The following is a 23084-nucleotide window of genomic DNA, read 5'->3' as shown; positions in this document are numbered from 1 at the left end:
TCTATATATAAACATATCTTAAAACTAAACAAATAATCGGTTTCGAGATAATAAAAAAATAAATATTCACTTTCTATCAAAAATTGTCATTGAAAAATAGATTAGTTAGTGCTTTGTCACATGTCTGTCTAGATATTAATTTATACTATTAAAAACATAAATTTATTTAATAAAGGACTGATATTATGCTAACCATTAATCAATGTTATTTAGATTTTGTAAGTAAAATCTTAAAACAAGGAAATGAAACTTATAAAGACTCTAATCATCACTTAATTGAAAGCTTAGGTAACTTTTATATTATTGATGACCCGTTAGATTTGAAATTTAGAGCCAAATATCAACATTATACTACCGACATGATGTTAAGTGATATTAAATCTGGCAAATTCGACATAGAAGGTTGTCCCATTAAAAGTGATGCTCTTTATGAGTATGTAAAATCTGCTGAAAATCCTGACGACCAGGGATTTGTTTATACTTATCCCAACCGTATTTTTGCACATTTTGATGTTGATCAATTTAACACCATGAAAGAAAGAATATTAACTGCTACCGGTTCCAATCGTGCAGTTGCAGTTACAATTGACCCTGAACTTGATGCAGATAGAGAAGATATTCCATGCCTTCAGTTTTTACAATGTATTGTTCGTGACAATGAATTGACTATCCATTGCATATTTAGAAGCAATGACATTTTTGGTGCTTTTTACTCAAACATGTTTTTCATCGCATATTTGGGCCTTAAAATGAAAGAAGAGGTCAACAAAGAAATTGTCGGTGAAAAATTAAACTTCGGCGGAGTTCACTACCACTCAACCTCCGGCCACATTTACAATACTGACTTAAAAGCAGCCCGTAAATTAATAAAAGCAAATAAATAGGGTTATATCCAACCTTATTTTACAATGCTTATCGTGTTTTTATATTTCTGACTACCATAACTTGTAGTTACTGAATACTTCTTAATCGATTTTATTTTAGGAATCTTTAAAGTAGCTATTCCATATTTATTTGTTTTAATAATGTATGTTTTGCCTTTAAATTTAAAAGTGATCTTTTTATATTTTAAAACTTTGCCTTTGCTGCTGATTAATTTAGCTGTGAATTTGCCTGTTTTTCCTTTTTTGATTTTAATATTTTTTGTTATGACTGTTGGCTTAACAGTGATTTTATTAGATACCTTATATCCCTTATATGTAGTTAGAATTGTATATTTTCCCGATTTTAGCGAAATTTTAATTGATGCATATCCCTTTTCATTAGTGTATTTATAATATGTCTTGCCATTTACTTTAAAAGATACCTTAAGATTCTTCTTAACTTTTCCATTATCGTCTACAACCTTAACTTTATAATAGCTTCCGGCACCATAATACATTGTCAAATCCTTATTCTGAGTTATTCTTGAAACAACACTGATTGTTTGAGTTGACTGCTCATTGGTTTTTGGATTTATGATAATGATTGAGTAGGACCCAGGATTTAAAGCAATATTGTAGTTAATATAACCGTTGCTGTCAGTGGTTACATACTTAGATGCATCATTAATAATCATTTTTAAATTGCAATTGGACATAGGATTGCCCTCTGCATCAAAAAGAGCAGCATAATATTTTGAATTGTAAGCATATCTTTTGTTGGTTGGAAGTTTAATTGAAGATTTGACTGTAATTTTTTTAGCTAAGCTAAATTCATCATGCTTAAGACCAATTTCAATATCGTAACTGTTTAAATCTAATTTAAGAGAAACAGTTGCAATACCTTCATTATTAGTTAAAGCAACATACTCAGTATTATTAATTTTAAATTTAATTTCCCTATTAGAAACAGGCTTCATGTTATTGTCAAGCAGTAAAGCCGAATAATAAATGGTTTCATTATAATAATAAACAGAATCATCCGCCATTATTGAACCTTGTCTTGGAATAATGGTCATATTAAAAGAAGACCCAATATATCCTACATCACTAAAACTAGCGGATATTACTTTACTTTCATTATTTTTAAATTTATAATAAAACTTCGAGATACCGTTTATAACATCAGCAGCATAGTCGGTTCCTTCAATATTGAAGGTCACCTTACCTGTTTTTATTGGATTTCCATATTGATTTAATATTATAGCAGTTAACTCAACAGGATTTAAATCATCAACAATCAGTGCAATTGTTGAATTGATTTTGTTCAATACAGTAAATGCTTTAATACAAGCCACTTGTAAGCCGTGATATGTATGACTAAGATATTTTCCCTTAAAATCGAACAGGTCAAACCAGTTTTCACCATCATAACTTATATAAGAAACATTTTTACCAAAAAGCAAATGACTTAAAGAGAAGTATTCTGAAATTGGAACACCTACATCACCATCAGCAGTTAATTTAATTGCAACTTCAAAAACATCCCCTTTTTTAAGAGGAATAAATTGGTCCAATTCAATTGTTTTATAGCTTGCACCAGCACTGCCTGACTGAGTTAATCTAAGCTCGCCATTTACATAAACATATAGATTCCAGGATGTTTCTTTTTGGAAGTATGTTGAAATAGCAGTTAGATATTCCTCATCAGTTGCTGTAAACCTGTTTTTATACCAGACTGAACTTGATGAACTAAATAAGTAATCTGTTTGTCCTGAAATATCATATTGATAATTCTTATCATATTTAATTGAATCTGATAAAACAAAAGTATATGATTTTGATGGATCGTTAATACGGGCCATACTTAAATCATAATATGAAACGTAATAAAATCCATTTTCTCCTGCATACTTGCCCCAACTGTTTTTAATTATCCATGCACCATCACCAGGAGCAGGTTTATTAAAATTATCTCTTGAATAATTATCATCCCATCCAACAATGGCTACTGCATGATTAGCACTGGAAACATTATCATTATAGTAACTTTTACCATTTTGATAATCAGTTTTCCAATAAATACTGGTTGAAACAGCTCCATGTTCGATAATTGCCCTTTTTATTTCATCATTATCAGTATAATTCTTTCTGTTTAAAAATAAAATATTTTGAATATGAATAAAACTGTTAAATACTGAAGATAATGCAGATAAACTATAATATTTATCATCGCTTTCGTTTATAGCTCCTAACCAGGAAGTGAGATATCCAATTGCCATTGAAGGAAAACCTCCATTATTAGGATTCATATTCCATCCATAATCAGAGTATAATGCCATTAAATTTTTCATATTTTCTTCAGATAAATCAAAAGTTTTACCTGTTGCTTTTAAAATGCAAGATTCCAAACTGGCCAATGCTGCAAATGCCCAACAGTTACCTCCGCTACCCTGATTTTTAACAGGAGTTACCTGATTTAGAGTTCTTAAATCATAGCTACTTGGCAAATCGCCAATGAAAGGCTGATTATGATAAATTAGAATATAGTCACCATTTCCAATTGCCAAGTTAGGCAATTCAGTTTCATATGAATCATTATTAAATACAGCAGAATTATTTAAAAAGGTATTGTTGAAAATAGAATTATTTTTATCAGACAATATGTAAATAGCTCCGCCAATGTTAAAAGCATTATTTTTAATCAGTTTATTTGAAGTTAGATTTAGTAAAAAAGGATAATTAATAAATATGGCGCCGCCGTCCAATGCAGTGTTATTTTCAAATGTAGAATTTACAATTGTCTGATTGGCGTAAATTGAATAAATAGAACCTCCACGATATTTTGCTTTATTATTGGAAGATTTGAAATTAGTCAGATGCAGATTGGAATTAAGGGAAGTTATTGCACCGCCAAAAGTAGCTGAAGAATTTGAAATATTTAAATAATCTGCTACAATGGTTGAGTTTATAGCATATATTGCCCCACCTGCATCATTTTTCGCATGATTATTAGTAAAATTTGAATTTTTAATTGTCACCATTGACCGGTTATCGCAATAAATGGCTCCTGCAAATTTTTCTGCAGAATTTCCATCAAAAACTGAATTGAAAATATTTATATTTGAATTGTTTGCACATATAACTCCTCCATAATCACTTACAGAGTTATTTGTAAATGTACAATTAGTTATATTAAGAAATGTTTTTGAATTCAAAGTTAAAACTCCATTTGATGATGAAGAATCTTTAAAAATTGAATTGAACAATGAAACATTTCCATAACTGGTAATTTTACAATCAATAAAAGTTACATTATAAACCAATAAATAACCGTTAATCTCTAAATTTAAATTCCCAATAACCGTGTTTTCACAACTTTTACCAATGAGGGTTAAATTAGAAACCTGTTTGTAAACTCCATTATCATATACTCCATTATTTAAATAAATAGTGGAGTCATCCTTAATCCTATTTTTTGTTAATCTTTTATAAGGATTATCGATTGATCCGTTTCCCATATCATCAGCAACACCTGCATCAAAATAATATGAATCGGATAAAACACCCTCATCACCATTTAAACTCAGTTCCGTTTGATTATCACTGGCATATGCAGTTGGAATAATAAAAATTAAAGCTATTAAAAATATTACGGCAGATTTTTTAAGTTTATGCAAAACAGTTCCTCCTTTTTAAGATATGGCGAATAGTGAAAATTAACAATCATCATTATTATTTAAACAGCTCATAATATAAATAATATTTTAAATTTAGATGAAAATATTAAAATTGATATATAAAAATACTATTTTTATTTAATTTTGTGTGTAAATTGTGAAATTTATTTAAAATATTGTAAAAAAAATAAAAAAAGAATTAATTAATAAGGTTAATTTGTTCTTCATTGATTAATGGATAATTAATCAAATTATTGGAATCCAAATCTTCATTATTTAAGTTTACAGCTGTAATCTGAGCATTATTATATGTTTTATAATACAATATTCCTTCATCAGTATTATAACAGGATGAATAAATAGTATATTCATATAAATCAGGATCAGCTATGAAAGTACAGCCCTTCTGCTGTTCAACAGAACCTAAAATATGGAAAAATTGGCCAACACTGCTGTTTTCATCTGAATCAGACAAAGAGTTTGCACGTGTAAATGCAACTTTTGCAAATCTGGATGATGAAGATAAATCCCCAGGAAGTCCGATTGCACCCATTCCTCTTGAATACTCTTCTAAATCAAATTCCTTTGAGAAAGTATTTTTAGGGTTTTTACTAGACAAGCTCCTAAAATTATTTAAATAAAATAACTGTTTATCAAAAGGAGGATTATTAGTTAAAACACCAGCAGGATTATCATATATTTTCAAACCGTCCTCTAATGATTCAACTACAATAGATTTCCCGCTTGAATCAGAAAGCATCCAGTGAAGTTGAGATACAGGCAATTTATCTGAAAAATTAATATTTGCCAAATTAATTTCATCTAATAAATTACAAGCCTCATCAATGCTTCCTGCACAGCCAAGTATATATGGAATCAATTCAAACTGAGCGATATTTACCATATCCTCTTTAATTTCATTATAGACTGCATTTTCTGGAAAGTTCAAACCGGCAATAGCCAATCCTTTTTCATTACATGCATCATAATATAGAGGATATTCATCTATACCTGCTGCAATTCCGATTATTGCATAATGAGATTTAATATCATCAATTTCCCTAAATTTAAATTCATAGTTTCTAGGAGTTATTATAACTCTTTCATTATAAGAAATCTCATAATCAAAGTTACGTCCAAAATAATTTTTTTCTGTCATATAACTGAGTGATGTGCACATTTTATCACCTTACCAAAAAATTTGAATATTTTAATGTTCTTGATTTAATATCACCAAATGTATCTTCAATTAACAGTTCACCATTTCTAAATACTGGTCTGAGATAATCTTCCCCATATGAATCAATAGCTACTGTTTTAAAGGAATTATCTTCTTTAATTAATTTAAATCTCCCTGTTTTGGATTTTTTACTTGAATCTAGAGGATTTTTATAAATATCAAACCATTTATTATTGCGCAATTGAGCTGAACATTTAAATGCATTTCTTTGAGTGTCACGGTTTACAGAGGTATGAAGACCTCCACCCATACCAAATACAATATTTTCAGCTGCCCATCCATTTGACTTCATTGCAAATAGTATATCCCTAATCTTATGATAGTTTAGACCATCACCCCATAAAAGGCCAATATTTGAATCAAACACCTTATATCCCTTGTCTGTCAGATAAGATCCAAAACCCTCCTCCAGGATATTCAAACAATCAATAGTAGTTGATACCGGATCACCACTGTCCGGCCTAAATACGATTTTATTTCCATCAATATCCAAGAAATCATTAATGGCTTTATTTAAATGAGTATTGGATTTTCCAGCTTCGGTTAAGAAGTTTCTGTAGTTATAGGAGTCTATAACAACAGACAATATTCCGTTTTTTGCATTATTAATAACATTCAAAATCTGTTCAAATTCACCATCATTACCTAATGAAGTCATTATACTATGTTCTGTGGCCTGAACTGAAAAACCATATAAATTTGAATCATTATAATAGTTTTTAGGAATAGTTAATGCAGCAATAGTGTCAGTTCCAGAAAAACTAAGCAAATGAGCAGAACCTGACAACATTGAAGATTCTGTTGAGCTGGAACCACGATATCCGAAATCATGCAACATAAAATCCATATTGTCCTTACAGGACCCAGTAACATCAAGATAAAAGTTTGCCAACTTTCTTACTTCAGCTGACAATGTTGCAACTGTTGACGGATACCAGACCTGCAGAAGAAGAGATTCCAAGTAATTAACTAACCAAAATGACTTTTTATCTGTGTTTTCCACAGTCATCAACACATTTCCCACATTAACAGGAGTTCCCTCAGCAACTGATTTTATTTCAATTGGAAGATATCCTTCATACTTATCTAAAATATAATACCAACCTTCCTCATTGAAAATATCCTCGCCTATATGACTTGAAATAAGTTCACTTGCCTCTTCTATTTTTTGCGGGTTTACAACAGGACCTTCCAAATATTTTTTTATAATATACTGCAATCCATAAAAAATAGTTTTATTGAATTCAGCACCTACTCTGCTTTCAAGATAAGAATAGATTTTTTCTGTTCCTTTAGGGTAAAAATAATGATGAGTCAATTTATAACTGTCTGTTAATAAACATATGTTATTTTCAATCATAATATCACTTACCTGATATTAATTATATAATGTCTTTGCCAAAAATCAATAATTGAAAAAAATACAGATTCAATTGAAAAATAAATAAAATTTTGCATAGAAGAATTTACCTGCAGATACACCATATAAAAAAGGAAGGAGTAATAAAAACTCCATTCCTAATTAATTTAGATATAGCTAGTATCTTGTTTTCTAAAATGAGCTTGTGGATGATTACATAAAGGACAAACTTCCGGAGCTTCTTTTCCATGATGAATGTATCCACAGTTATTGCATTTCCATGCAATTTCTTCATCTTTTTTAAATACTTTGCCTGTTTTGAGTTTCTCTAATAAAGCATTGTATCTTTCTTCATGGGCTTTTTCAGTAGCTGCAGCTGCATCAAATAAAACAGCAACATCATCTAAACCTTCTTCACGTGCGGTTTCGGCAAATTCCTTATACATTTCAGTCCATTCATAATGTTCGCCAGCAGCCGCATCTATAAGGTTAGTCTCAGTATCAGGTACTTTACCTCCATGTAAAAGTTTAAACCATACTTTTGCGTGTTCTTTTTCATTGTCAGATGATTCTTTGAAAATTTCTTTAAATTCAACATAACCATCTTTTTTAGCCTGAGATGAATAAAATTCATATTTTACACGTGCTTGAGATTCACCGGCAATTGCTATTTTTAAGTTTTCTTCAGTTTTAGTTCCTTTTAAATTTACCATTTTTTATCCTCTCCAAAAAATAATTATATGAAATTTAGAAATGAATTACTAACTTAAAAATAAAAAAAAATAAAAATTAAAGGCTATTTAAAGTTAGTAGCTCTTTCTTCAAAGTATGCTTTAGGAAATCCGCATACAGGACATCTTTCAGGAGCATCAGATCCTGAAAATACAAATCCGCAGTTTTCACATTTCCATTCAATATCTTCTTCTTTGTTAAATACGGTGCCGTTTTCAACATTGGCAAGTAATGTTCTGTACCTGTTTTCATGTTCTTTTTCAATTGCACCTACTTTTTCAAATAAAAATGCGATTTTATTAAAGCCTTCTTCACGTGCGGTTTCGGCAAATTCCTTATACATTTCAGTCCATTCATAATTTTCACCGGAAGCTGCTTCATTAAGATTGGCTATTGTATCTGGAATATCTTCGTCATGCAAAAATTTAAACCAGATTTTAGCGTGTTCTCTTTCGTTTTTAGAAGTTTCCATGAAAATATCATGAATTTGCACATATCCTTCTTCTTTAGCTTTAGCTGCGAAGTATTTATATTTAGTATGTGCCTGAGATTCACCGGCAAATGCTGTTTTTAAATTTTCTTCAGTTTTACTACCTTTTAAATCAACCATAATATACATCTCCCTTAATTAATGGATATACTTTTTATCAAATAAAAAGCTTTTCAAAAAAAAAAAAAAAATTAAAAAATTAAAAGGAAATTAATAATAATTTCCTATGCAATATCGGAATATAACAATCCAACTCCTCTTTTTAGGAAAAACGCTAAGTAAGGAGTTACAATTATTGATAAAATAGCTAATGGCTGTATTACACCAGATAAATAACCTAAAATAGCTTGAATAACACCAGATACAATTATCAATAAAAGAATAACTGCAATAGTTTTACTTACACCTATTCTTGGAATGTCTTTGAGAACTTCTGGAATGTTAATTCCTTCAGTTAAACTGTTTGTATTTGCTAATCTTGCCTCAGCAATAGTTTGAATGAACAAAAATATAATAAATACAATAATTGCAACAATTGCAGTTATAACCATTGAAGATAATAATGCTGACATAGTTGCATCAGACACACCAGGAACAATAGCTGAAGTTGAATTAGATGCCATATATGGACTATAATAATATATTGCATATTCTTGTGCCGCTTTTGTAAAATTACCCGGAATATTTGTTATAAATGCCATGATTACTGTAACAATTGTAGGAATAATCAAGTAAACAATAGAAAGAACAAAATTCTTAATGCCTAATATTGCATTATTTTTCCAGTCAAAATCAGGAGCATTATCTTCCAAGTCAATACCTGATTTTATAATGTTAATCTGATAACCTGAAGTGATAAATGCTACAATTAATGAAAGAATAAAGAGAATTATTCCTAAAATTAAGTATAAATACGAATCAATACCATATATTATTAAAAAAATTCCTCCAACAAGTAATAAACCCATAACAAAAGATAAAACAATGAAAATTGCAAGTTTATCCATATTATTTGATGGGAAAATAAATGATTCTTTAATTATATCAGTAATTTCCATTTTAAAACACCTTTTTTAAATAAAATACCCAATAGAGTATGTAATATAATTTAAATTTGATAATATTTAAAATTTATGTGAAACTGAAAAATTTAATTAAAAATATTGGTTAAAATCGATTTTTGATAAAATAAAAAAAAGTATAATTATTTGAAAATTATTCAGTTATTGCATCCAGCATTATAGAATAACAAAACTTGAAAACTGATTAATTTTAAAGAATATTTAAAAAAGAAAAGAGATGAATATAATTATTCATCTAAACCAAAGGATTTTTTAAGTAAATCTACGTTTACAAATCCTTCTTTGTAAAGTTTACCTGAAGTTAAATCATTGATTACTACTTCAGCAGGAGCGAACATTCCTTTATCAATCTTGTAGAAATCAAATTCTGCTTCTTTAAATACATCGAAAAATGGTTTTCCATATCCGTCAGCTGCAGAAGATGGTAATTTAGCTGCTACATCAGCAATATCATCATTTTCATCAGATTCTACATAGTAATAAGTTCTTCCACCGAACAATACTGCATCATTGGTTTTACCCATTGCTTTAAGTCCATCAGGGTCAATAGGTGCAATAGGTGCAATACCTGCAGCGTGTTTTACTTTAGTTACATCAAATTTTATAGCTTCCAACATTTTGTAGGTTCCGTTTTCAACTACCCTACCGGAAATTTGAATAGATCCAACAAGGGAAGAGGTAGGAGCTACAAGCAAATAAACATTTTTAACATCAACATTACATTCATCTGCAATATACTGAGCAACATCTTCTCCAGGCAATACATCAGCTTCTAAAGTTAAGATTGCCAAATCAGCATCTTTGTCTTCATATCCTATTTCTTCATAAGTTTCAGCCGGTTTTAATGCAATAGCTCTTGCAGGACCAGAACCTAATGCAAAGAAATCCCCTACAGATACAGACCAACCTGCTTTCTGAGAACCTAAGGTTGAAATAGAAGGTGAGTCGGTTTTAATCTTTACTGAAGGAAGAGCAAATTTTTCAGATAAATCTCCTGGAATTGAAATTCCAACATCTGCAAGTCCGCCAAGACAAACTTTAGTATAAAGTTCACCAGCTTTAAAACTTCCATCTACATTTACACCACAATCTAAAATAGTAGCACCGTTGTTTAAAGTTTCAACAGCGATGTTTAATTCATCTGCTTTTTCAATCATTACATCTACGGTTTTTTTAGCTTCTATGTTTACACTTACCATAGTTTAACCTCATATTAAATAGTAACTTAAAATGTTAAGTTATTGAATAGATTTTTATTGCAATTAATATTTATATTTGCCTAAATGAATTTTAAAATAAGTAATTAAATAATTAGAGACATTCTTTTCGAGTGCCGATAAAAGTAAATTCTTATATGCAAATTTTTTTTTAGTTTACAACTGAATAAACTGAACATATTCAAAAGTTAATTTTCGAGTTTTAAAAAAAAAGAATATGATGATGAATATTCATCATCATTTTTTATTTATTTTTTCCTGTGTGATAATGGAACGACAGCTGCGACAATCATGACCAATACTAAAATAACTGCTGGAATACCAGTCTCTTTTAATTTGGTTTTGCCCATGTTATTGTTCATATCTTTATCAGCGTGTTCATCTGCTTTGTTATCGTCAATTTCATCATCAGAAATTGGAATTACATCATCATCTGTAGAGTTTGTTGAATCATCTGTTTCATTCATATCGTCATCTAAAACAGTGTCATTTCCAAGGTCATCATCAGAAACGTTTTCATTATTATCTGAATCATCAGTATCCTGAGTATCATTTAGATTATCGGTTTCCATTAAAAGAATGTCCTCACCAAGTTCAACATCAGAAATATCATCATCCAAATCATCAATATCTTGATTATCATTTAGATAATTAAATTCATCAGCTATATTTTCAATATCTTGATTAATAGGCTCTGCAGAAATAGCACTTACAGTACCTACTAAAAAGAATACAAAAAGCAATAATGCTAATATCTTTTTATACATAAAATCACCTCAAAAGTAATATATGTTTACAGATATTTATACTTTACTAATCATTTGAATATCTTTTTTATAAATTATTACTTTTCTTTATCAATTATGGCTTTTTTTTATGCACTTTTGAATAAATTTTCAATTTCTTCACGAACAAAAGGATAGTCATTAACGTCAGACAATATATGGATTTGGTCACCATATAGAAGATTAAAATCTTCTGTAGGAATTACATATTTACCATTGCGAATAACAGAAACTACAATCGCATTTTTCGGGAATGGTATGTCTTTAATTTTAAAATTAATGTAATTACAATCAAGAGGAACTACATATTCTGATAAAATATGTTTTGAAGGTTTTTTAATAAAGTCCTTATTTTTCTTTAAAAGCAGCCTGTCATACAAGGATTCGTAAATAGGTTCATTGCCTAAAATAGTCGGAACTATATAAGCCAACAGTGACACAATAATCATAGCAATTAAAGATTCAGTAGACCCACACATCTCAGCGATTAAAACAACCCCTGTAATGGGGGATCTGATTGTTGCTGCAAAAAATCCCGCCATTGAAATAACAATGAATTTATAAATCAAATCATGTTCAAAACCAAAAATCGGAACTATTACCGAACCAAAAGCCGCTCCAATGTAAGCCCCCAATACTAAAATCGGCAAAAATATGCCTCCCGGAGCACCGGATGAAAATGAAAACATTGAAAACAAGTATTTTAAAACTAAAAGTAAAACTAAAACACCGAAAGAAGGTATGGCTACATCTAACATATCCAACATGAAGTGTCCGCCATCACTTATTTCAGGTATTGACAGAGCAACAACACCAGATACTACAAACACCAATACAAATTTAATCGAAGATGGAATTTTAAGTTTATTTACCAAATCACTTGACATTACCATTCCGATATTATACAGATAACCAAAAATTCCAATCAGAATTCCTAAAATAATCAACAACCAATAATACTCCAATGGAATATTTGGAATAGGGAATGTTAAAGCAGTTGATTGACCAAATATAAGTTTTGATATAAAATCAGATGAAATGGCAGATACAAGTGCAATAAATACTAAATTTTTATCGAATCCATGATTGATTTCTTCAAAAACAAATAATACTCCTGCTAACGGAGCATTAAATGCTGCCGTAATACCAACTGCAGAACCTACTAAAATCAATCTTAACTCATCATTCTTTGATCCTTTAAATAATTTGGCAACCCCTTTTCCTGCCATACCACCAATTTGAACTGATGGACCTTCAGGACCAAGTGATAAACCGCCAAGAGCTGTTAAAACTCCCGATACGATTTTAGAAAACAATACTTTTATCCAATTAGCTTCCATATGCCCTTTCACTTCAGCATAAACTTGAGGTATTCCACTTCCTGCAGAGTCAACTTCCCATTTTGTTAACCAATCGACTAAAAGACCCATGATAACCAATGCAATGAAAAATAAAATTATATAAAACAGATTTCCATTGATTATAGATAAATAATTTCTCAATATATTTTCTGAACCGTAAAGCAAAAAACGATATAAACATACCATCAATCCGGCAAAGACACCTACCATCAAACCCTGAATAGTCAAACGGAAAATATACTTGGGATTGGTGAAAATAGACCTTAATGTTTTTTCAAGATTTTTCATTACTTAATAATATTATAATATATCATATAAATTATTTACAATCATCATTGAATGAAAATTGAAAAAATGATTACAAAACGGCATTTATTTTAAAAAAGTATTTTAAAAGATAAATATATAGTTTATAATGTTATTTATTATTAAATTGGATTGAATATTATGAATGTTAAAAAATTAGTTGGCAATACGCCGATGATAAAGATTAATTATGAATATGAGGGAAAAACAGGTGACATATATGCTAAACTTGAGTATTACAACTACTCCGGGAGTATAAAAGATAGAATTGCATTATACATTATTGAAACAGAAAGAAGAAATGGTAATTTAAAGGATGGTCAGGCCATTGTAGAGGTTACAAGTGGAAATACAGGCATTGCCTTTAGCGCCATCGGCGCATTATATGGTCATGATGTTCATATTTTCATGCCTGACTGGGTATCTATTGAGAGAAGAAAGCTTATTGAAATGTATGGGGCTCATGTTCATCTTATATCTAAAGAAGAAGGCGGATTTAAAAGAGGTCTTGAACTTGCAGAAAAATTTGCAAAAGAAAATGGTGCATATAGACCACTCCAATTTGATAATAAATTAAATGTAGAAGCTCAATTTAAAACAGGCCAGGAAATTATTGATGCGATTCCAGATATCAATGCTTTTGTTTCAGGCATTGGAACTGGAGGAACACTTATGGGAATTGGTAAGAAATTAAAAGAATATAATCCCTATTCCAAGATTTTTGCATTAGAACCAAGTACACTTTCCATTCTTAAAATGGGAATGGAAGAGGGAAGCCACATGATTGAAGGAATTGGGGACGATTTCATTCCAGGAATCATTGAGCAAGATTTAATTGACGACATCATTTTAATCGATGATTTAGATGCTATAAATATGTCCAAAAGGATAGCCAAAGAATTCGGTTTAGGTATTGGCATATCCAGTGGAGCGAATTTTTTAGCCAGTGTTTTAATGGATAATGATGACTTTAAAATAGCAACAGTATTTGCTGATGACAATAAAAAATATATCACAACCAAATTATCCGAAAAAATCGATGACAATCCGGAACTGCTTTCCAATAAAGTAAAGCTTCTTGGTTTTGAAGTAATATAACAGGATTCAAATGAAAATCAATCCGAAAATACTTGTTTATATACTGGTGATATCCACCCTTGCAATTAACACACCATTAAGTCTTGTGGGCATTGTAAAAGAAATATCACTTTATTTTAATATTTCAATAGCTACAGTGGGACTTTTCATCAGCTCATTTACTTTTACAATAGCCATTTGCGGATTATTCATACCTGTTTTCTTTTCAAAGTATGAAAGGAAAAAGACATTTATCTTTATTTTATCAGTTTTTTCAGTCTGCAACTTCATAAGCATATTTGTTCATAATTTTTATTTTGCGCTGGCTTTAAGGGTAATACCTGCAATCATATATCCTGGATTTTTAGCTACTGCCCTTACATTTACAGAGGAAATAGCGCCTTCAGACAAATCACAAGATTATATAACATTAATTTTACTTGGAATTTCAATTGGAAGTATTTTAGGACTGCCAATTACAACATTTATAGGTACAACCGTCGGATATCAGGCTACAATTTTATGGATTTTCGCCATAAACTTTTTATCATTAATCCTGGTGGCAATATTCTTCCCTACACTAAAGGGAAAAGAGAAAAAATATGAAGCTTCACTATCTTCTCTAAAATCAAAGAATTTCTTATTGCCTACCCTCGGAATTATACTTATGCCAATCGGATTTTGTATTGTTTATAGTTATCTGAGCTATTACCTGCAAGCAGTGACACACATTTACACATACAAATTAAGCGCCCTTTTATTTATTTATGGTTTGGTTTCAGTTTTCGGCACATGGATTGGCGGGAAAATCCTAATAAAAAAAGATAAATTGACTTTAATAGGATTTCAGCTGGTCTGCATTATAATGATTAGTGCATTGTATTTCCTCGGTTCAATTACAATTCTTGCAGTGATTTTAGTTCTTATTTTAGGGGTTTTAGATGGAATGGGTTATAATTTCATTCAATATGTCGAAGCATGTTCCCTACCCGACACTCCAGAGCTTGCAAACGGAATTTTCGTAAGCATTTTAAATGGAGGAATAGCCATCGGATCAGCAATCGGAGGATTTTTAGTAAATGGCTTTGGCATAATGTCAATATTTATAGGTGCAATTATTCCATTGGCAGGAGCGTTTATAGTGCTATATTACATTATTGATAAAAACCTGATTAAATTAAAATACAGTTGATGGCTAATGGGCAGCTATCCTTAAAAGTAATTAGCGGTTTTAAGATTATTATTTGAAAATAACATAATTATTAATACTTAAATGTTAAGATTATAATATGTTTACTATTAAACATTAAACGGAGGAATTTCATTGGCAAGACGCAATAAAACATTGGAAGATATTTTAGATGTCATTTTATATGATAATCCCTCTACTCAGGAAGAAATTGCTGCTAAACTGGGGCTTAGCCGCAGATACGTTACTCAGCTGCTTAAACCGTTAATTGATGAAGACATTGTTAAAAGGTCATATGTAATCGATTTAAAAAAATATGACGAAGTTTATGGTTCTCAGGATTCCACTTTTAGCTCAAAGCAGAATTCCGCTTATTATTTAATTGAAAATATGTTGAACAACATGGCGGAACATGTCAAAAAACAGGTTGAACTGTCCTTTGAATCTGTTTTAAAAAATGACAAAAAGCTTGCTGAAGAGGCATTGGAATTAGATTTTACCACCAACAATATGTTTGAAAAGGTTCGCTCTTCTGTTGAAACAATTGTTAACATAAATCCTCACTTTAAACTTTCTAAAATAATATTATTCAATGAAGCCGCCTATAATTATGAACGTATCGGCGATTATTCAGGCCATGTTGCCAAATTTGTCATAAATGATGAGTCCACTGTTGATGATGAGCTTTTAAATATTCTAAAAAAAATGCATAAATACGCACAACAATCCATTTCATGTGCAACTGACGCATTTATTAATGAAAAATTATCCTTACGTGGAGATTTAATGGATTCAGAAGAAAAAATGCATGAATATCAGCAAAAAGCCATGACTAAAATTGCCAATCAGATGGCTGAAACTTCTTTTGATGATGTTGAAAGATCTAATTACTACCTGTATATCTCCCGAGTAGTTAAATCATTTGAAAGAATGGGTGACATTTCAGTTGAAATTATGGAACTGGCTGCTGAATTTCACAGAGACATCCCAAGACCAACAATTCCCCGTACATTTAGAGAATAACATTCAGTTATTCATGACATAATCATTCCATTATTTGTTTTTGTTTTCTTTTTTTATTTCTTTTAATTTCTTTAATCTGATTTTATATATGAAATTCTTCTTATTTTTTGATTTTTCTTCAAAATTGTGCAATTGATGATTTTTTATTCTCATTTTAGGACATATATTATTTTGAGGCGCATTATTTAATTTAATTATATTCACAATATGTGAATAATAATTCTTATTTAGTAACCTTTAAATATGCAAAAAATAATTTTTTAATTGTGTACACAATAAAAAGTTACATTCTAAAATAAAATTATGGTGATATCTAAATGAAAAATAAAAAAGCTATTGCAATAATGGCAGCAATTATCATTATTATTGTTGGAATTACATTGGTTTCATTTTTTGGAAGTTCAACTCAATTTAATATTGTAGGATCATCATCAGTACAGCCAGTAGCTGAAAAACTTGTTGAAGCATACAAAGAAACACATCCCGATGTTAATTTTAATGTTCAAGGTGGAGGTTCAAGCGTAGGAATTAAAAGCGTTCACGAAGGTATTGGAGATATTGGAACAAGTTCTAGAGAATTAAAAGAAGATGAAAAGGCAGGACTTACAGAATACAATATCGGTCAGGAAGGAATTGTAATTGCAGTTAACAATAAAAATACAGTAACCGATTTATCAAAAGAACAATTAAAAGACATATTTTCAGGAAAAATTACAAATTGGAATCAGGTTGGAGGAAATGACGGAGAGATTAATGTTATTACTCGTGAAGAAGGATCAGGTACATTAAATGCATTTAAAAATATCGTTTTAGGAAAAGACACTGATATCAAGGATAATGCAATTGTACAAAGTTCAACTGAATCTGTAAAAAAATCTGTAAAACAAGATGAAAATGAAATCGGATTTGTATCATTTGCCCATATGTCAAGTGATGTAAAATCACTTACAATTGATGGAGTAAACCCGACAGTTGAGACAATTGCCGACGGTTCATATGAATTACAAAGGCCATTTTTATTCCTTGTTAAAGGAACACCATCACCTGAATTAAAAGAGTTTATCGATTGGGTAAATGGTCCTGAAGGTCAAAAGATTCTAGAAGAAGAGAAAATAATTAAAAATACAAATTGATTAGAAAAAATTTAAAGAGGTTAAAATGAACAAAAAGAATTTATCAGAATTTTTTATAGAAAAAGGGTTACTTCTAACAGCAATGTTTTCTATTATTACGATATTGGTTATATTAGGATTTATTTTCATTGAAGGGCTGCCGGCATTTCAGGAAAATGGATTTATTCAATTTTTATTAGGTATGGATTGGTCTCCAAGTGATGGAAACTACGGAGTATTTCCAATGATTATCGGAACACTTTGCGTTACTATAATTTCCCTGATTATAGCAGTTCCGCTGTCAGTTTTATGTGCCATATTTATGGCAGAAGTAGCAGATGAAAAGATTAAAAATTTCTTAAAACCTGTTATTCAAACTTTATCTGGAATTCCATCAGTAGTTTATGGATTTTTCGGCCTTATAGTTCTTGTTCCATTAGTAAGACATTATTTTGGAGGTACCGGTTTTAGCATTCTCACTGCAGGAATCATTTTAGCAGTGATGATTTTACCTACAATCATTTCAGTATCATTTGATGCTTTATCAGGCGTTCCTCATGAGTATAAAGAGGCATCTTTAGGATTAGGTGCCACAAGCTGGCAAACCATAAGCAAAGTAATATTTCCAGCAGCACTACCAGGCATTGTAACAGCCGTCATATTAGGTATGGGAAGGGCAGTAGGTGAGACATTAGCTGTAATTATGGTTGCAGGTAACGTTGCAGAAATACCTCATTCCATATTTGATCCAGTTAGAACCTTAACTTCAAATATTGCTTTGGAAATGAATTATGCAACTGGCATTCATTATAATTCATTATTTGCAACTGCAGTAATACTGTTCTTTATTATTGTATTGTTATTAGTTATTGCAAATTATATAAAACGTAAATATAAAATGGACATTGGAGGAGGTTCATTATGAAGTTTAATTTTATTACACCTAAAACCTCTCAAAAAATAATGAATAATGTTTTCATTTTATCAGGAGTTTTAACATTATCCATTCTAATTATTATCTTAGGATATATTCTTGTAAACGGACTTCCAGTATGTAGCCCTGAGTTCATTTTTGGAGATGTAGCCGATTCAGGAAAATCCGGCGGAATATTTCCAATGATAATATCAAGCCTATATGTTACATTTATTGCAGTTTTAATAGCTACTCCCTTAGGTGTCGGCGCTGCAATTTATATGGCCGAATATGCTCAAAACGGATTATTAACAAAATTAATCCGCTTTGGTGCTGAAACATTAGCTTCAATCCCTTCCATTGTATTTGGTCTGTTCGGATTATCATTCTTTGTAATCTTTTTAGGATTAGGATGGTCTGTTCTTTCAGCAGGATTGGTACTGGCCATTATGGCAATTCCAACAATTTTCCAAGTTGCGGAAGTTTCACTAGCTTCAGTTCCAAGTGCATATAAGGAAGGAAGTTTTGGTCTAGGTGCTACAAAATGGCAGACAATTGCCAGAGTGATTCTACCTGCAGCAATTCCTGGAATTGTTACAGGAGTTATTTTAGCAATAACAAGAGTTATTTCAGAAGCAGCAGCTGTTATGTATGCTGTAGGTTCTGCTACTTCAATTCCAATTTCAATGTTTGATCCTGGAAGACCATTGCCTCTACATCTATATGTCCTGGCAACAGAAGGAGTTTCCCTTCCCAATGCATACGGAACTGCAACAGTTCTTGTAATTATTGTTTTAGTAATAACATTTCTTACAAACTACTATGTAAACAGATATCAGAAAAAAATGATGGGAAAATAAAATAAAAACAGAGGTTTATATCATGGATAAAATTACAGTTAAAAATTTCAATACCTACTTTGACGATACCCATATTCTCAAAAACATCAATACTAAAATTCAGGAAAATACGGTAACAGCCTTAATAGGCCCTTCCGGCTGCGGAAAATCGACATTCTTAAGATCCATTAACCGGATGAACGATTTAATACCTTCTTTTAATTATAAAGGAGACATCTACATGGATGATAAAAATATTTATGACGGAGATGTTGATGTTGTAGAATTAAGAAAAAAAATAGGCATGGTCTTTCAAAAAGCAAATCCATTTCCAAAATCCATATTTGAGAATGTGGCATATGGATTGAGGATTCATGGAATTGATGATGAGGATTTTATAAAAAAAAGAGTGATTGAGTCTTTAAAAGCAGCCGCTATTTGGGATGAAGTTAAAGACAAGCTTGACCAGTCCGCAATGGGATTGTCTGGAGGCCAACAGCAAAGATTATGCATTGCAAGAACAATAGCCAATAATCCAAAAATCATTTTAATGGATGAACCTTGTTCTGCTCTGGATCCAATTTCAACTCTTAAAATTGAAGATCTAATACACCGCCTTAAAAAAGAGTATACAATTATTATTGTAACACACAATATGCAGCAGGCTTCAAGAGTTTCAGACTATACCTCATTTTTCTTAAATGGTGAAATCATAGAAACCGGAAAAACAGAAGAACTTTTCATTAAGCCGAAAGAAGAAAAAACAGAAGAATACATTACAGGAAGATTCGGATAATCAACTAAAAAAAGGTGAAAATATGGATAAAGAGTACCCAAGCATTTCATTTGAAAACAGAATTACAAAAATTAAATATAATATAGAAGAATTAGGCAATTTAGCTATCAAATCCAACAAAGAGGTTATTTCTTTATTTGATTGTTATGATGAAAAATTATATAATAACATATTAAACCGTTCTAAAGAAATTGATATTAAAGCAGTTGATTTAGAAAGAGAGTGCATTACATTCATGGCAACAGAACAGCCAGTAGCACATGACCTGATATTTATTGAATCTGCAACAAGAGTAATAAGCCACATTAAAAGAATTGGCCGTTTATTAATGAAAACCGCCGAATCCATAAAAAATATTCAGAAAATTGAAATTTCAGATAAAATAATCAAAGAATTAATATGTATGGGAAATTATGTTCAGGACATGCTTGAAAAATCAGTTTACGCTTTTTTAAATCAGGACATGCAAAAAGCAAGGCAACTGGCTATTGATGATGATGAAGTTGATGAGATATATGATTCAATTTTAGCCCAAACAATGTTAATGATTGAAAATAAAGAGATAATTTCACATTTCATGGATCTAATCCTGCTTGCAAGGAACTTTGAGAGAATTGCAGATAAAACTGTCAATATCGGTTCAAGAATAATATTCATGCAAACTTTCAAAAGGCCAGATATCGAATCAGAATAAAATTTAAACAATTTTATTATTTTATTTTTTTAATTTAAGCTAATTTGAACTTCTCCAAGTGTTTCCGCATTTAGCACATCTAATAAAATTAGTCGGCGCTTCATCAGCAGAACGGGTCTGCACAGTCCACCAGTATCCTTTTGTTCCACCGCATTTATAGCAAGTAATTCTTGTTGTTGGCAGTGCTACATCATTCCTATCAGTTACAATCACTTTTGTCTCAGGATTGGTTTCCCCTTCCATATGATATTGTTCTTTTAAATCTTCATCACTTAATGATTTTTCATAGCCGCATGTGCATTTAATGCTGCCGTTTTCAGGCATTAACATTGCACCACAATCAGGACAGAATTCCATATTATTAAACACCATTAAAAATTCGTAAGTATTAGTTTAGTAAAAGTTGTTTATAAAATATTCGAAAAAAAAGTTTAGATGTGGAAGGTTTAACCTTCCACCATTATCAGCTTACCGGTAACAGGGTCTTTGTATACTTTACCCAGTTCAGTATAACCTTGACCAGAACTATTTGAAGTATCTGGTGTTTCATTTAATTGACTGCCCTGATCAACTTCAGTTGTCTGTTTTTGCAGTGCATCCTGTATACTTTGATTTGGATCAACCATTACTTGCATATTCCAGCTTATAATAACAAAAACAAGAAAACCGACAGCAATCACAAGCATCGCATCTACAAGGTTAGTAGTACCTGCCATAGGGTCTTCTTCAACTCTTTTAGACCTGCGTCTTGAATTTTTCCTTACCATAAAACCACTATTTATTCATATAATCTAAAACAGCATCAATTAAAGCATCTAAATCTGACAAATATCTGTCATACCATGAAGCTCTGACTTTACCGATAATGTAACATAAAGCACCAGAACCAATACCTACAATAGTAGTGTTAAATGCAACAGTTAATGAATTTGCAAGAGTATTAATATCTCCAGCACCTAAAGCAGCAAGACCAGGACCCATCGGAATTAAAGTACCCATCAATCCTAAAGTCGGTCCGATACGAGTAATTATATCAGTTTTTTGTAATGAATCTACAGTTTTTTCTTCTTCAAATTCAAATAACTTACTGGCTAAAGCTTCTCTAGAAGAAACGCCTAAAGATTCGGATAATGCAATTTCATTTAAAACTTTTTTCTGTGATTTTGGAATTTCAGATTTTGAAATTACATCCTTTAATCCATCAACAGATTCTGCAGCATTAATATCATAAATTAAATCTCTAATAGTTCCGATTGGAACTTTCTTTCTTGAAGTATACTCTGCTATAACTCCTCCCAATGTAACAATTGAAATAATAACAATAACAAGTAAAATAACCAATACAGGAATTGTTAAACTTTGAGATATTACATCAAGAGAACCTGTTAAAAATTCTCCTCCAGGAATGTTTAAAACCATAATTTTCACCTAAATTTTATTCTAAGATATTTCCACTATTTTTATTTAAAATTATACCGCCAAAAATTAAAATAACGAAGGTTATTATAATCAAAAGCAAATCTTGAGGAGAACTAATTGCAATAGGAGTTACAGTTTTTGACAAAACTGATGCAATATTTGGAATTACAATTGCTGAAAGTAAGAAATATGCTCCAATCAAAAGCATGAAATTACCTAAAACAACAGGATATGGTTTGTTAATGAATCTAACAATCATATTTGACGCGAAGTAAGTTACAATCATTACAACAACTAATGCTATAGCTGCATACCAGCTTAAATTAAGTGAACTTACACCGATAGTCGGTGCAACAATTAAAACACTTGCAATAATCGAACCAAAACAGCACGGACAGGGAGCAATAATAGCAAGAGAAGTTGCAGTAGACGTATTCTTGTCATGTATTTTCCATTCTCTTATTGTAAATAAACCGGCACCAATCATAATTGAAGCCATAATAATATAAAATATTGTATTATAACTAAAAATTGCCTGAACTAGCTGTTCTGCGAAAAAAGAAGCAATATAAGAAATAAGAATTACTCCACCACCATAAGACAGACAGATTACTGCAAAAAGTTTTTTAGGTAAATTAGCTAGACCTGAAGCTAATCCAATTTTCATTCCAAAAACAAGAACCGAAGCAAAAATACCAACTTGCCATAAAACACTCATCATATCCATATTAATTTCCTCAAAATCAATCTTAATTTAATAAATTACATTTACATATTAGTTAAACTAAGTATATAAACTTTTTAAAATCGATGTGTAGCTTAAATACTATCATTAATATATTAAATTTCATCATTTAAATAATAAACAGATAAAAATCAGTAACTTTTAAGGTATTGAAAAAATATACT

22 protein-coding genes are annotated in these 23084 nt (G+C 30.6%); 9 read left to right on the top strand and 13 right to left on the bottom strand.

From position 1 onward, the window contains the following. Positions 1 to 185: 185 nt before the first annotated feature. Positions 186 to 884 (top strand): thymidylate synthase, encoded by a 699-nt coding sequence (locus tag Q4Q16_RS01715; protein ID WP_303345749.1) that lies wholly within the window; start codon positions 186 to 188, stop codon positions 882 to 884. Positions 885 to 898: 14 nt separating this feature from the next. Here Q4Q16_RS01715 and Q4Q16_RS01710 read toward each other — a convergent pair whose 3' ends face one another. The 9 genes from Q4Q16_RS01710 to Q4Q16_RS01670 all read right to left on the bottom strand — a co-directional run bounded on the left by Q4Q16_RS01710 (position 899) and on the right by Q4Q16_RS01670 (position 13095). After that, entirely contained in the window at positions 899 to 4540 is a 3642-nt protein-coding gene (locus Q4Q16_RS01710; protein WP_303345747.1) for a C1 family peptidase, read from the bottom strand. A gap of 199 nt (positions 4541 to 4739) precedes the next feature. Further along, positions 4740 to 5720, bottom strand: a complete 981-nt coding sequence (gene bsh, locus Q4Q16_RS01705) for a choloylglycine hydrolase (protein ID WP_303345746.1) — start codon at positions 5718 to 5720, stop codon at positions 4740 to 4742. Between the two features lie 4 nt (positions 5721 to 5724). Continuing rightward, positions 5725 to 7140 (bottom strand): nicotinate phosphoribosyltransferase, encoded by a 1416-nt coding sequence (locus Q4Q16_RS01700; protein ID WP_303345744.1) that lies wholly within the window; start codon positions 7138 to 7140, stop codon positions 5725 to 5727. A 167-nt stretch (positions 7141 to 7307) separates the two neighbouring features. Next, positions 7308 to 7853, bottom strand: a complete 546-nt coding sequence (rbr, locus tag Q4Q16_RS01695) for a rubrerythrin (RefSeq protein WP_303345741.1) — start codon at positions 7851 to 7853, stop codon at positions 7308 to 7310. An 83-nt stretch (positions 7854 to 7936) separates the two neighbouring features. Next, on the bottom strand, positions 7937 to 8482 hold the full coding sequence (rbr, locus tag Q4Q16_RS01690; protein ID WP_303345739.1) for a rubrerythrin: 546 nt from the start codon (positions 8480 to 8482) through the stop codon (positions 7937 to 7939). A gap of 104 nt (positions 8483 to 8586) precedes the next feature. Next, positions 8587 to 9420: a DUF4013 domain-containing protein gene (locus Q4Q16_RS01685; protein WP_303345737.1), complete on the bottom strand. Its 834-nt coding sequence runs from the start codon at positions 9418 to 9420 to the stop codon at positions 8587 to 8589. 251 nt (positions 9421 to 9671) lie between these two features. Further along, positions 9672 to 10643 (bottom strand): methenyltetrahydromethanopterin cyclohydrolase, encoded by a 972-nt coding sequence (gene mch, locus Q4Q16_RS01680; protein WP_303345735.1) that lies wholly within the window; start codon positions 10641 to 10643, stop codon positions 9672 to 9674. 266 nt (positions 10644 to 10909) lie between these two features. Then, positions 10910 to 11428, bottom strand: a complete 519-nt coding sequence (locus Q4Q16_RS01675) for a hypothetical protein (protein ID WP_303345734.1) — start codon at positions 11426 to 11428, stop codon at positions 10910 to 10912. Positions 11429 to 11535: 107 nt separating this feature from the next. Continuing rightward, on the bottom strand, positions 11536 to 13095 hold the full coding sequence (locus Q4Q16_RS01670) for a ClC family H(+)/Cl(-) exchange transporter (protein ID WP_303345732.1): 1560 nt from the start codon (positions 13093 to 13095) through the stop codon (positions 11536 to 11538). Between the two features lie 159 nt (positions 13096 to 13254). Here Q4Q16_RS01670 and Q4Q16_RS01665 point away from each other — a divergent pair, with 159 nt between their 5' ends. From Q4Q16_RS01665 to Q4Q16_RS01630, 8 genes are all read left to right on the top strand, one after another. Further along, complete coding sequence (locus Q4Q16_RS01665) at positions 13255 to 14211, top strand: PLP-dependent cysteine synthase family protein (protein WP_303345730.1); 957 nt, start codon at positions 13255 to 13257, stop codon at positions 14209 to 14211. A 10-nt stretch (positions 14212 to 14221) separates the two neighbouring features. Further along, positions 14222 to 15382 (top strand): MFS transporter, encoded by a 1161-nt coding sequence (locus Q4Q16_RS01660; protein WP_303345729.1) that lies wholly within the window; start codon positions 14222 to 14224, stop codon positions 15380 to 15382. A 132-nt stretch (positions 15383 to 15514) separates the two neighbouring features. Next, complete coding sequence (locus tag Q4Q16_RS01655) at positions 15515 to 16402, top strand: PhoU domain-containing protein (RefSeq protein ID WP_303345727.1); 888 nt, start codon at positions 15515 to 15517, stop codon at positions 16400 to 16402. Between the two features lie 317 nt (positions 16403 to 16719). Further along, positions 16720 to 17535, top strand: a complete 816-nt coding sequence (locus Q4Q16_RS01650; RefSeq protein WP_303345725.1) for a phosphate ABC transporter substrate-binding protein — start codon at positions 16720 to 16722, stop codon at positions 17533 to 17535. Positions 17536 to 17560: 25 nt separating this feature from the next. Then, the gene (gene pstC / locus Q4Q16_RS01645) at positions 17561 to 18439 is read left to right on the top strand and encodes a phosphate ABC transporter permease subunit PstC (protein ID WP_303345723.1); all 879 of its coding nucleotides are present in this window, start codon (positions 17561 to 17563) and stop codon (positions 18437 to 18439) included. After that, the gene (gene pstA / locus Q4Q16_RS01640; protein WP_303345721.1) at positions 18436 to 19287 is read left to right on the top strand and encodes a phosphate ABC transporter permease PstA; all 852 of its coding nucleotides are present in this window, start codon (positions 18436 to 18438) and stop codon (positions 19285 to 19287) included. The genes pstC and pstA overlap by 4 nt, the downstream gene beginning before the upstream one ends. A gap of 22 nt (positions 19288 to 19309) precedes the next feature. Next, positions 19310 to 20062: a phosphate ABC transporter ATP-binding protein PstB gene (gene pstB, locus Q4Q16_RS01635; protein WP_303345720.1), complete on the top strand. Its 753-nt coding sequence runs from the start codon at positions 19310 to 19312 to the stop codon at positions 20060 to 20062. Between the two features lie 22 nt (positions 20063 to 20084). Beyond that, a complete protein-coding gene (locus Q4Q16_RS01630; protein WP_303345718.1) occupies positions 20085 to 20756 on the top strand; it encodes a phosphate uptake regulator PhoU in 672 nt (223 codons plus the stop codon). Between the two features lie 39 nt (positions 20757 to 20795). On the opposite strand, the gene Q4Q16_RS01625 is transcribed toward Q4Q16_RS01630, so the two are convergent. The 4 genes from Q4Q16_RS01625 to Q4Q16_RS01610 all read right to left on the bottom strand — a co-directional run bounded on the left by Q4Q16_RS01625 (position 20796) and on the right by Q4Q16_RS01610 (position 22902). After that, positions 20796 to 21113: a transcription factor S gene (locus Q4Q16_RS01625; RefSeq protein ID WP_303345716.1), complete on the bottom strand. Its 318-nt coding sequence runs from the start codon at positions 21111 to 21113 to the stop codon at positions 20796 to 20798. Between the two features lie 89 nt (positions 21114 to 21202). Then, on the bottom strand, positions 21203 to 21523 hold the full coding sequence (locus tag Q4Q16_RS01620; protein WP_303345711.1) for a DUF2149 domain-containing protein: 321 nt from the start codon (positions 21521 to 21523) through the stop codon (positions 21203 to 21205). A gap of 7 nt (positions 21524 to 21530) precedes the next feature. After that, positions 21531 to 22175 (bottom strand): MotA/TolQ/ExbB proton channel family protein, encoded by a 645-nt coding sequence (locus tag Q4Q16_RS01615; RefSeq protein WP_303345710.1) that lies wholly within the window; start codon positions 22173 to 22175, stop codon positions 21531 to 21533. A gap of 16 nt (positions 22176 to 22191) precedes the next feature. After that, positions 22192 to 22902: a DUF2162 domain-containing protein gene (locus Q4Q16_RS01610; protein ID WP_303345708.1), complete on the bottom strand. Its 711-nt coding sequence runs from the start codon at positions 22900 to 22902 to the stop codon at positions 22192 to 22194. Positions 22903 to 23084: the final 182 nt, after the last annotated feature.

It is taken from the genome of Methanobrevibacter sp., assembly GCF_030539875.1.
Lineage (GTDB): Archaea > Methanobacteriota > Methanobacteria > Methanobacteriales > Methanobacteriaceae > Methanocatella.
This window is presented reverse-complemented; position numbering and strand designations above follow the sequence as displayed.

Excerpts from the sequence above, each read along its gene's own strand:
- Q4Q16_RS01700 (WP_303345744.1), bottom strand. The coding sequence starts at position 7,140 with ATGATTGAAAATAACATATGTTTATTAACAGACAGTTATAAATTGACT.
- Q4Q16_RS01610 (WP_303345708.1), bottom strand. The coding sequence starts at position 22,902 with ATGGATATGATGAGTGTTTTATGGCAAGTTGGTATTTTTGCTTCGGTT.
- Q4Q16_RS01665 (WP_303345730.1), top strand. The coding sequence starts at position 13,255 with ATGAATGTTAAAAAATTAGTTGGCAATACGCCGATGATAAAGATTAAT.
- rbr (WP_303345741.1), bottom strand. The coding sequence starts at position 7,853 with ATGGTAAATTTAAAAGGAACTAAAACTGAAGAAAACTTAAAAATAGCA.
- Q4Q16_RS01670 (WP_303345732.1), bottom strand. The coding sequence starts at position 13,095 with ATGAAAAATCTTGAAAAAACATTAAGGTCTATTTTCACCAATCCCAAG.
- Q4Q16_RS01620 (WP_303345711.1), bottom strand. The coding sequence starts at position 21,523 with ATGGTAAGGAAAAATTCAAGACGCAGGTCTAAAAGAGTTGAAGAAGAC.
- Q4Q16_RS01660 (WP_303345729.1), top strand. The coding sequence starts at position 14,222 with ATGAAAATCAATCCGAAAATACTTGTTTATATACTGGTGATATCCACC.
- Q4Q16_RS01685 (WP_303345737.1), bottom strand. The coding sequence starts at position 9,420 with ATGGAAATTACTGATATAATTAAAGAATCATTTATTTTCCCATCAAAT.
- bsh (WP_303345746.1), bottom strand. The coding sequence starts at position 5,720 with ATGTGCACATCACTCAGTTATATGACAGAAAAAAATTATTTTGGACGT.
- pstB (WP_303345720.1), top strand. The coding sequence starts at position 19,310 with ATGGATAAAATTACAGTTAAAAATTTCAATACCTACTTTGACGATACC.
- rbr (WP_303345739.1), bottom strand. The coding sequence starts at position 8,482 with ATGGTTGATTTAAAAGGTAGTAAAACTGAAGAAAATTTAAAAACAGCA.
- Q4Q16_RS01675 (WP_303345734.1), bottom strand. The coding sequence starts at position 11,428 with ATGTATAAAAAGATATTAGCATTATTGCTTTTTGTATTCTTTTTAGTA.
- Q4Q16_RS01650 (WP_303345725.1), top strand. The coding sequence starts at position 16,720 with ATGAAAAATAAAAAAGCTATTGCAATAATGGCAGCAATTATCATTATT.
- Q4Q16_RS01615 (WP_303345710.1), bottom strand. The coding sequence starts at position 22,175 with ATGGTTTTAAACATTCCTGGAGGAGAATTTTTAACAGGTTCTCTTGAT.
- pstA (WP_303345721.1), top strand. The coding sequence starts at position 18,436 with ATGAAGTTTAATTTTATTACACCTAAAACCTCTCAAAAAATAATGAAT.
- pstC (WP_303345723.1), top strand. The coding sequence starts at position 17,561 with ATGAACAAAAAGAATTTATCAGAATTTTTTATAGAAAAAGGGTTACTT.
- Q4Q16_RS01715 (WP_303345749.1), top strand. The coding sequence starts at position 186 with ATGCTAACCATTAATCAATGTTATTTAGATTTTGTAAGTAAAATCTTA.
- mch (WP_303345735.1), bottom strand. The coding sequence starts at position 10,643 with ATGGTAAGTGTAAACATAGAAGCTAAAAAAACCGTAGATGTAATGATT.
- Q4Q16_RS01630 (WP_303345718.1), top strand. The coding sequence starts at position 20,085 with ATGGATAAAGAGTACCCAAGCATTTCATTTGAAAACAGAATTACAAAA.
- Q4Q16_RS01625 (WP_303345716.1), bottom strand. The coding sequence starts at position 21,113 with ATGGAATTCTGTCCTGATTGTGGTGCAATGTTAATGCCTGAAAACGGC.